11 protein-coding genes and 1 pseudogene are annotated in these 8837 nt (G+C 62.5%); 3 read left to right on the plus strand and 9 right to left on the minus strand.

The annotated features are described in order from the left end of the window. From ACLP2E_RS18465 to ACLP2E_RS18475, 3 genes are all read left to right on the plus strand, one after another. Positions 1–531 (plus strand): 2-keto-4-pentenoate hydratase (locus ACLP2E_RS18465; protein WP_442466767.1); only part of this gene is annotated, 531 nt, incomplete at its 5' end. Positions 532–534: 3 nt separating this feature from the next. After that, a complete protein-coding gene (locus tag ACLP2E_RS18470) occupies positions 535–720 on the plus strand; it encodes a 2-hydroxymuconate tautomerase (protein ID WP_442462464.1) in 186 nt (61 codons plus the stop codon). A 27-nt stretch (positions 721–747) separates the two neighbouring features. Next, complete coding sequence (locus ACLP2E_RS18475; protein ID WP_442466768.1) at positions 748–1155, plus strand: GFA family protein; 408 nt, start codon at positions 748–750, stop codon at positions 1153–1155. Between the two features lie 14 nt (positions 1156–1169). Here the strand turns inward: ACLP2E_RS18475 and ACLP2E_RS18480 are convergent, their stop codons facing one another. From ACLP2E_RS18480 to ACLP2E_RS18520, 9 genes and pseudogenes are all read right to left on the minus strand, one after another. Continuing rightward, entirely contained in the window at positions 1170–1964 is a 795-nt protein-coding gene (locus ACLP2E_RS18480; protein WP_442462466.1) for an SDR family NAD(P)-dependent oxidoreductase, read from the minus strand. Positions 1965–2005: 41 nt separating this feature from the next. Then, the gene (locus tag ACLP2E_RS18485; RefSeq protein WP_442466769.1) at positions 2006–2839 is read right to left on the minus strand and encodes an alpha/beta fold hydrolase; all 834 of its coding nucleotides are present in this window, start codon (positions 2837–2839) and stop codon (positions 2006–2008) included. Between the two features lie 27 nt (positions 2840–2866). Further along, positions 2867–4633 carry a sigma 54-interacting transcriptional regulator gene (locus tag ACLP2E_RS18490; protein WP_442466770.1) on the minus strand — a complete coding sequence of 589 codons (1767 nt, stop codon included), beginning with the start codon at positions 4631–4633 and terminating at the stop codon, positions 2867–2869. A 476-nt stretch (positions 4634–5109) separates the two neighbouring features. After that, the gene (locus ACLP2E_RS18495; RefSeq protein ID WP_442466771.1) at positions 5110–6111 is read right to left on the minus strand and encodes a 2Fe-2S iron-sulfur cluster-binding protein; all 1002 of its coding nucleotides are present in this window, start codon (positions 6109–6111) and stop codon (positions 5110–5112) included. A 16-nt stretch (positions 6112–6127) separates the two neighbouring features. Then, a complete protein-coding gene (locus ACLP2E_RS18500) occupies positions 6128–7114 on the minus strand; it encodes an aromatic/alkene monooxygenase hydroxylase subunit beta (protein WP_442462470.1) in 987 nt (328 codons plus the stop codon). A gap of 66 nt (positions 7115–7180) precedes the next feature. Next, the gene (locus ACLP2E_RS18505; protein ID WP_442462471.1) at positions 7181–7495 is read right to left on the minus strand and encodes an MmoB/DmpM family protein; all 315 of its coding nucleotides are present in this window, start codon (positions 7493–7495) and stop codon (positions 7181–7183) included. Positions 7496–7619: 124 nt separating this feature from the next. Further along, the gene (locus ACLP2E_RS18510) at positions 7620–7955 is read right to left on the minus strand and encodes a Rieske 2Fe-2S domain-containing protein (protein WP_442462472.1); all 336 of its coding nucleotides are present in this window, start codon (positions 7953–7955) and stop codon (positions 7620–7622) included. Between the two features lie 8 nt (positions 7956–7963). Beyond that, positions 7964–8224 (minus strand): toluene-4-monooxygenase system B family protein, encoded by a 261-nt coding sequence (locus ACLP2E_RS18515; RefSeq protein ID WP_442462473.1) that lies wholly within the window; start codon positions 8222–8224, stop codon positions 7964–7966. A gap of 88 nt (positions 8225–8312) precedes the next feature. Continuing rightward, positions 8313–8837: pseudogene (locus ACLP2E_RS18520) on the minus strand (toluene monooxygenase); the annotation flags it as partial.

Consider the following 8837-nt stretch of genomic DNA (forward strand, 5'->3'; position numbering starts at 1 on the left):
CTGACCGACGCCATGCGGCTGGAGGAGGGCGGTTCGCTGTCCAAGGCGCGGTATGTGCATCCGCGCATAGAACCGGAGCTGGCCTTTCTGATGAAGCGCGAGCTGTCGGGCGAAGTCTCGGCCGCCGAGGCGCTGTCGGCCGTCGAAGCCATCGCTCCGGCGATGGAAGTCATCGATTCGCGCTATCGCGATTTCAAATTCGCGCTGCCCGACGTGATCGCCGATAATTCCTCTTCGTCCGGGTTCGTCGTCGGCAACTGGGCGCGGCCGGACCAGGACTTCTCCAATCTCGGCATTGTCGTGGAGGTTGACGGGCGGCCCGTCCAGATCGGCTCGACGGCGGCGATCCTCGGTCATCCGATCCGCTCGCTGGTCGCGGCGGCGCGGGCCACGGCAGGCATTGGCGGATTGAAACCAGGCTGGATCGTGCTGGCCGGCGGCGCCACCGCCGCGCATTCGCTAAAGCTCGGCCAGAATGTGCGCACCACCATCCAGAACCTCGGTCCGGTCTCCATCAGCGTCGCGGAGTAATCCATGCCCATCGTCGATATTACGCTCATCGAAGGCCGCAGCGACGAAGCCAAGGCGCGGTTGTTGCAAAAAGTCGCCGACGCCATTCACGAGGCGATCGACGCGCCAAAGGAGGCGATCCGCATCATCATCCGCGAAGTGCCGCCGCAGCATTTTTCCGTCGGCGGCGTGGCGAAAACCAAAAAATAGCGAAGCCATCATGCAGGGGAGGAAAATATGACCTTACGCGCTGGAAGCTGTCTCTGCGGCCAATCGCATTTCACGCTCGATGACGATCAGCCGACTGTCGCCATTTGCCATTGCACGCATTGCCAGAAGTCGACCTCATCGGCTTATTCCGTCATGGCGATTTCGCCGCGCGAAAAATTCACGGTTTCCGGGCCGCTGAAAAAATTCGCCGACAAGGGCGACAGCGGCCGCGCCGTCGACCGCTGGTTCTGCGCCGAATGCGGATCGCCAGTCTGGGCGGAAGCCGAAGCCATGCCCGACACCGCCATCGTCAAAGCCGGATGCTTCGACGACACCAGCTGGCTGAAGCCGACCATGCAGATTTACTGCGACTCGCGCCAGGAATGGGCGCCCATTCCTGGCGGCACGGCGAATTTTCCAAAAATGCCAGGATAAGCAGGCTGGTGATTTCACGCGATAAACTTGACCACGCCGCCATCGACGCGCAGGGCCGCGCCGTTGGTCGCGGAGGCTTGCTTTGAGCAGACGTAGACCACCATATTGGCGACTTCCTCGACGCTGGCGAGCCGGCGTAGCAACGAAGTAGGCCGATGTTCGGCGATGAATTGCGCTTCCATTTCTGGCTGCGAAACGCCGGCCTCCGCCGCCATTCTGCCGAAGAATTCGCCGACCCCTTTCGAGCGCGTCGGGCCGGGCAGGACGGAATTGACCGTCACGCCCGATCCCGCCGTCATTTCCGCCAATCCGCGGGATACCGCGAGCTGCGCCGTCTTGGTCATGCCGTAATGAACCATTTCCGGCGGCGTATTGAGCGCGGATTCGCTGGAGATGAACACGATCCTTCCCCAATCGCGCGCCAGCATTTTCGGCAGATAGGCGCGCGACATCCGCACGCCGCTGAGCACATTGGTCTCGAAGAAACGCAGCCAGTCGGCGTCGGGAATTTCGAGAAAAGGCTTGGGTTCGAAAATGCCGAGATTGTTGACGAGAATATCTGCGTCCGCCACTTTTTCGAGAAATTCCGTGACGCCTTCCGCTGTCGCGAGATCGGCCGCGACGCCCAGAACTTCGCAGCCGGGCGCGCTCTCGCGCAATTTGGTCACCGCCGCCTCGACACGATCCTTGCTGCGTCCGTTCACGATGACCCGCGCACCCGCATCCGCCAGTCCCTGCGCGATGGCGAAGCCGATGCCCGAGGTCGAGCCAGTGACGACCGCGGACTTTCCGGTCAAATCGATTTTCATTCCGCTCTCCCTTGCGCCTTACTCGCGCAAAACCGTTTGGTTCAAGAATTGGTTTCGGCGAAAAAGCCGGTGAGCAAACGCGCGAAACGCTCGGCGTGTTCGATCTGCACCCAATGGCCGCAACGGCCGAAGACATGCAGTTGCGAGCGGTCGATCCATTCGAGCAAAGTGAGCGAATTGGACAGCGGGATCACCTTGTCGTCGCGGCCGTGGACGATCAGCGTTTCATGGGGCAGGGCGCGGATATCGGCCTCGCCGCTGGTCATGGCGTCGACCCAGCGCTGGCGCGGCGCCGGAAACATGGCGGAAAAGCTCTCCTGAAAGCCCGGCCGGATGCTGGCGTTGTAACGCAGCTCGGCCAGTTCGTCGTTCACCAACTCGCGGCTATAGGCGAAAATATCCAGCAATTTGCGCATATTTTCCATTGAGGGCTGGTAGCCCCAGACGGCGTCGAGGCCGGGCGTGATCGCGAAGGGAACGCCAACGCTGCCCATCAGGACCAGACGCTCGGCCCGTTCGGGATGGCGGATCGCCAGCGCCAAAGCGATGGCGCCGCCGAAAGAATTGCCGACGATATGCGCCTTGGGCAGGCCGAGCCTGTGGAGCAGGCCGATGGACTGCGCCACCCAGGCGTCGACATCGTATTTCACGCCTTCGGGACGGTCGGTGAAGCCGAATCCGACCATGTCCGGCGCGATCACACGATGGGTTTTGGCGAGTTCTGGAATGACCAGCCGCCAATTGGCCCAGGCGCTGACGCCGGGGCCGGAGCCGTGGATGAACAGGACCGGAAATCCGGAGCCGCGATCATGGTAATTGGTGTCGATCCCCGCGGCGCGCGTTCGGTAAGCGATTTCCGGATTGGCGACGTTCATGATTCCGCTCCCAGAGAAGTGTCGAGATCACTCCACCGCGATCTTGTGCTTGCGCAGTCGGTAGGCGAGGGTCGGACGGCTGATGCTGAGGAGCCGCGCCGCCAGCGACAGGTTGCCGTTGGCTTCCGCAAGGGCGAGCCGCAGCATGCGCGCCTCGGTATCGGCGAGCGTCGGCAATCCGCCCTCGGAAGTTGGAGCCTCGGGCTCGATCACATCTCCGGCCAGTCGCAACGCGCCGTTCTTCTGCACGATGAAGGTTGTCGAATTCAGCTCTTCGCCGGTGGTGAATAGATGGCAGATATCCAGCGCGCCGCCGTCATCGGCGAGAATGACCGCGCGCTCGATCAGGTTTTCCATCTCGCGCACATTGCCGGGCCAGCGGTAGTTGATCAAAGCGTCGACCGCGCGTTCGCGAAATCCGGTGATGGTCTTGTCGAGCTTCTTGCACGAACGCTGCATGAACCAGTTCATCAACAGGGGAATATCGTCTCGGCGGTCGCGCAATGGCGGCACGCGGATGGGGAAGACATTGAGCCGGTAAAACAGATCCTCTCGGAAGGAGCCGTCCTTGACGGCGTCGCGCAAATTGACATTGGTCGCGGCGATGACGCGGACATCGACCTTGCGGACGCGTGAATCGCCGACGCGCTCGATCTCGCCCTCCTGCAGGGCCCGCAGCAACTTACCCTGCGCCGTGTAGCTCAACGTGCCGATTTCATCGAGGAACAGGGTGCCGCCATGCGCGCGCTCGAAACGCCCCGGACGCGACACGGTGGCGCCGGTGAAGCCGCCTTTCTCGACGCCGAAAAGCTCCGATTCCGTTAGTTGCTCAGGAATGGCGGCGCAATTGACCGCGATGAAAGGTCCTTTGGCGCGTTTGCTCAACCGGTGGAGGTTATGCGAGAAAATTTCCTTGCCGACGCCGCTTTCGCCGAGGAAAAGCACTGTCGCTTCCGTCGGCGCCACTTTCTTGACGAGATGGCAGACATTGTTGAAGCCGCTCGATATGCCGACCATGCCGAAACTGTTTTCCTGTCCGGCAAGCCGCGTCGCCAGGCGGGCAGGCGCCGGCGGATTCGGTGGCGCCGGCGTCCATTTCACGAAGTCGCCGATCTGCAGAAAACGGAGGTCTTCGCGAGCGTCGTCGCCCCATTCCTCGACCGGGCGGCCGATCACCCTGCAGCGGTCATGCCCCATGGCGCGGCACTCGACTTCGCGCCACAGGATGGGCCGGCCCATAAAGGTGCTGGTGTAGCCGCAAGCGTAGCCGACCAGCATCCAGCAGGCAGATTCTTCGCCAATGCCGAAGGACGCCACATGCGCCTCGGCTTCGGCGCAGTCGATCAGGGCGAAATCGCCGAAATAACGGCCGCTGCCGACATCGATATCGAGCGCGATCGGTTCGCAATGCACGATCCCCTCAAGCGAGACCAGTTGCGGCCCGGCGAGGAAATGGTCGTAGGTCGAGGAATTGGCGCGCAGTTTCTTGGCCATTTCCGCGTCGCGGGCGCCGGCCTGGTAGCCGATGCGCGTGATCACGCCACGCGCGGTCTCCTTGCCGAGGCTGCCGACCAGTTCCTCGCGCAGGGCGCCGAGCGAACTCACATGCATCAGCATCATCCTCTGGTCGTCCAGCCAGATGCGGCCCTGTTCCGGCGCGAAGCGGAGGCGATTGGCGAGGTCGTGGATTTCGGGGACGCGGCAACAGCAAAGGTCGGCGCTTTCGTTCACGGGAACCTGGCGTCCCGTCGGTACTGATTTCAACGCCGGACGTTTCAACAGATTGGCGCCCATTTGCCGTCCTCCCTTCGTGCCTTGCGGGCCTGCCTGGACCTCGCAATCGTCACCTTCATATTCAGACGTTCTTTCGCGCCTTTTTGTCGTAATCTCGTCTAGAGCCGCCTGCGTCGATCCGCCAAGCAGGTTATTCCCCCGAGGAGAGGACCGGAACTTAAGTCGGAAGACGAAGGGAGTGCTCTCGACGGAAGATTCGTTGGCTCTGATTGGCGCAAACGTCCACCGTCCCGCCCACGGGACGGTTCGTCATTCCTTGCTGAATATAAATCGCTCTCCCGGGCCTAGACTGCTTGTTATCTTGACGCAGCATCTGACCTGCTTTTTCGTAACAGTCGGCTCGTCAGGGGTCAAGATGATTATCGATATTTTTTGATAATAACGATTTAGCCCCCCCGGGGGCTTACGCTGGCGCCACGACAAAAACAGCGATGCCCCTGCGGGCATCGCTGTTTTCGTGGGGCAGCGCCCAGTCTTCAGAAGAACTTGTCGAAGTGGATCTGCGTGAGCGGCGCCTTCCAGCGCATCACCAGCAGGTCCTGCATGGCCTCGATCATCGGCGGCGGCCCGGCGAAATAAAATTCGTGTTTTTCGACGGGAAGCGGCAGCGATTGCTCGACCTGCGCATGGACAAAGCCGCGCGCGCCGCCCCAGCCGCTGCCATCCGGCTCGGCCGAGAGCACCGGAACATAATTCAGCGCGGCAATCTCCTCCGGCGTCAGCAGCGCCGGGACGCAAAGATCGGCTTGGGTCCGGGCGCCCTCGAACAGGTGAACGCGGTTCTCCTTGCCCAGCTTCAGCGCCGCGCGGGCCACGGAAACCACCGGACCGACGCCGGATCCGCCGCCGACGCAAACGACGTCGCGCGCATTGTCCTCACGCAGATAGGCGGCGCCGTAGGGCGCATCGAGCGTCAGCGTGTCGCCAGGCGCCAGCGCGTCGAACATGGCGTTGCTTCCCTTGCCGCCGGGAACGCGGCGCACGACGAAACGCCATTCTCCCTCGGCATTGGGGAGATTCGACATCGAATAGGCGCGCGGCCCCTCGACGCCGGGCGGATGAAAGACGCCATATTGTCCGGGCCGGAAGGTCGCCGATTCCGGCCCCTTGAACACCAGTTCGGCCATGCCCGGAGCGATTTCGCGCCGCTGCGCCAGCAGGGCCTGAAAACGCTGGGTCGGGACCACGGGACGGTATTCGTCGGCGCAACGCACCTTGATGACGCAATCGCTCAACGGACGCGACTGGCAGGCGAGACGTTTGCCGCGCTTGCGCTCCCGCTCCGAAAGACCGGGCGCTTCGGGCCAAAGATTCTGCATTTCGCCCGAAACCAGGTCGAACCGGCAGTTGCCGCAACCGCCGACCCCACATTCGTAGGGCATGCCCACTCCCGCGCGCAGCGCGCCGCGGAGCAGGCTGTCCTCATCGGCGGAGACGTCGAAACCGTCTCCGCCCTCGATCTGGATGTGATGGCTCATCGCACGCCGGCCGCCATCACAATCCGTAGCCGCGACGCAAAGCCGCACAGGCGTCGCGGGCGGTTTGGGCCGCGTTCGGCGAGTCCGGCAGATGCGCGCAATAGGCGTCGATCGCAGCGTCGCCGAGCGGCGTCCATTTCGCCAGCCAATTGTTTAGCACTTCGCGATTGCCCTCGGTCTCCAGCGACAGCTTGACCAGGGCGCCGGTCCAGCGGCGATGCCGCTCGACGTCGGCCAGCTGCGCGTCGGTCAGCAGGCCGAGCAGGGTGTCGCCGTTATGGCGTCCCGCCTGGCCCAGGGCGCGCAATACGGCCTCTTCGAAAGCCGGACGCGCGACGAGATTCAGCGCGACGAAGCTTTCCGCCCAGTCATAGGCGCAGAGCGCCTTTTCCACCAGCTCGCGAAAACCCTGCCAGGCCGGGTCGTTTTCCCAGATATCGCGTTCGCCGGTCCCGAAGCCGAGGTCGCCGAAGGTCTTCTGCAACTCCTTCGTCCTATAGGCGGTGTGGGTGAGCCAGCGCAGCGAATCCGCCGCCTGATAGGTTCCGCAGTTCGAAATGGTCGAAGCCGGCGCGATCTGGGTCAGATAGGCCGAACCCATCTGCAAAGTGTGCATCAGATAGCGTCCGGGGGTGTAAAGCCGCGCGAGTTGGCGCGCCCAGGCGTCTTCCAGCATCGCGTCGTGACCGCGCGCGGAAAACTGGTCGAACAGGCCGAAGACATAGTTCTCGTGGCCGTCCTGCAACATGTTGTAGGTGCGGTAGACGATTTCGTCCGGATCGCGAAAGGCATTCCAGTCGGCGTGTTTGAGCGGGCTGGCGTTGCGGTTGGTCTTGAACCATTGCGCCATCGGAAAATTCGGGTCGAGCTCGAACGGCGCGTCCGGATTGTCCGTGGTGTAATGCATGTTGGTCGAGACGATTTCATATTCGCTCGGCTTGCGGCGCCGGCCGGCGAGATGGCTCCAGGTTTTCAGGGGCTTGGCGATTTGGGGTTCGGACATGGTTTGCTCGCGTAATTTGAGACAGAGGTTGGCGCTGTTTTCGCCGTGCGGATGGCGAAAGTCGGTTCAGAGCGTCTTCTCGTAATAGAAGCGGACGAAGTCGTCGGTGGTCTCGATTCGGCCGGCGAAGGAGCCGAGATTGACCTCGAGCTCCGACATGCGGAATGGCCGGCCGAGCGCGCGTTCGAGCGTCTCGCGGCGCAGGATCATCTCGCCGTCGGTGTCGATGCGCACATAGGCGATCTTGTCGTCGACGCGGATGGTCTTGTTGGGATTGTCTTCCTCGGCGGCCTCGATGACGCCGGCGGTGATCGGACTTGCGCGCAGAACCGGGCCGACCCGGTTGTTGAGATAGCCGTCGCCGACTTTTGGATTTGCCACGATATTTCCTCCCGATTTGTTTTTTATTCCAAGTCCCCCGGGGACTTGGTTAGCCGCGAATGCGGCGCCGAGCACGTGCGAGGGGTTCCATGATCGCGACGAGTCGCGATCATGGAAAAACAGTTCAAGTATGTGCGAACAAGGGCTTTACGCCCTCGATCGCGACGAGGACGTTGTCGCCCTCGACCTTGACCGGATATTCGGCGAGACGGCAGTCCGACGGATTGACGCCGGCGCCGGTCTTGGCGTCGAAGGTCCATTGATGGGCGCGGCACATGATGACGCGGCCGTCGAACTTGCCTTCGGCAAGCGGAATGTCCTGATGCGGGCACATCCCCTGAAAGGCGCGGATTTCTCCGCCTTCGGGCCAGACCAGCAGTATCGGCTGGCCTTCGACCTCGACCTCGGTCATGTCGCCTTCCCAAAGATCGTCCAGAGTGCAAGCGGGCTTGAAGGACATTTTTCTTTTCACCTCTCGCAGAAGATGAATTCGAGTGTTTCCATCGGCTTGATGGGCGTCTCGTGGAGTCGCGCGTTGCGCGGGAAGAATTCCGTGTCGCCCTGGCGGCGGACGCGCACTACTTTGTCGGGGCGCGGGGCCACCCGGCGTCCGACTGAATGATGCGCGGCGGCGGCGGCGACCTCGTCCATGGTGTTGTCGGTGTCGACCGGCACGAGTTGCAGCACGAAGTCGTATTGGAAGTTGGAAATCACGGGGAACAGAGCCATTGCAGGCGTCCTTCTTGAAGGTCGTTGGATGGGGGCAGGGAAGGCGGCGCCCGCGAAAACGCTTCTCGCTTTCGCGGGCGAAAGCGCCTTATTCCGCTGCGGCTTTCGTCGGCTGGCGGCAGGCCTCGACCCAGGAATAGCCATGCGCATCGTCGCCCATTTCGCCGGGCTGGAGGTTCATGTACATCAGCGCGCCCATCAGGTCGGGCGGCGAGATTTTTCCTGCGAGGAAGCGATCGACCAGCGTCATGTGATCGCGATAGCGGATGGGATCCTGCTCGAAGACCCAGCGGTCGATTTCCGAATTGAAGTGATAGAGCCGGCCTTCGTATTCCAGCGGATAATCCTTCACACTCCAGTTGTCTCCGGGAATGTTGCAGATCGGAATCTGGCTCATGTTGCAGACGATCGGCAGCGTCTCCGGCGCCGTCAGCTCGGGCCGGCCGTTGAGCAGGTTGTCGGTGATCACGTCCCAGCAGCGGCCGAAGGTCGCGTTCCAGCCGGGATATTTCTGCTCAAGCCATTCGCGGCATTCGGGGGTGACGCCGGCGGCGGGATTCCACCACAGGGTTGGGCGCCAGAACCACAGGCCCATCTGGTAGGCGTGGTGCTG

It is taken from the genome of Rhodoblastus sp., from assembly GCF_052145335.1.
Lineage (GTDB): Bacteria > Pseudomonadota > Alphaproteobacteria > Rhizobiales > Beijerinckiaceae > Rhodoblastus.